The sequence below is a fragment of the Rhizobacter sp. P2_H2 genome, assembly GCF_056403375.1.
This window is the reverse complement of record NZ_JBFUFP010001662.1, coordinates 1-765: the sequence shown is the minus strand read 5'-3', so window position 1 is coordinate 765 and position 765 is coordinate 1. Positions and strand designations below refer to the sequence as shown.

Annotated in this window: 1 pseudogene; it reads left to right on the top strand. The window is 76.5% G+C overall.

The window, feature by feature from the left end:
• A pseudogene (locus AC1D15_RS35455) lies at positions 1 to 765 on the top strand (MMPL family transporter); the annotation flags it as partial.

The following is a 765-nucleotide window of genomic DNA, read 5'->3' as shown; positions in this document are numbered from 1 at the left end:
CTCGATGCCTCGCTGCGCGCCGACCTGGGCGCGGCCGAACTGGGCACGCTGGTCGCGATCGAGGCGCCCGACGAGGCGACCGCGCTGCAGCGTGCCGAGCAGGCGTCGGCGCGACTCGATCCGCTGGTCGCTGCCGGCCTGCTCGCCGGCTACGAATCGCCGACGCGGCTGCTGCCGAGCGCGGCCACGCAGGCCGCCCGCCAGGCCGCGCTGCCCGATGCCGACACGCTGCGCGCCCGGCTGAAGCAGGCCACCGCCGACGGCCTGCTGCCGGCCGACCGGCTCGAGCCCTTCATCGCCGACGTGCAGGCCCAGCGCCAGGCGAAACCGGTGACGCGCGCCGACTACGACGGCACGCCGCTCGCAACCGCGCTGCAGGCGCAGCTGCTGCCGGCGGCCGCCGACCGCCCCTGGACGGTCCTGCTGAGCCTGCGCGCCGGCACGCAGGCGCTGCCCGCGGTGCGGCTGCGCGATGCGATGCAGGGGCTGCCGGACACCCGCGTCGTCGAGATCCAGCCCGAGCTCGATGCGCTCTATGCGCGCTACCTGCGCGAGGCCTTCTGGCAGAGCGCGCTCGGCGCGCTGGCGGTGCTGCTGATCCTGTACGCCGGGCTGCGCTCGCTGCGCCGGCTGTGGCGCGTCGCGCTGCCGCTGGCGGCCAGCGTGGTGCTGGTGCTGGCCGGGCTCACGCTCGCCGGCGTCGCGCTCGGCGTGCTGCATCTGGTCGGGCTGCTGCTGGTGGTGGCGGTCGGGTCGAACTACGCG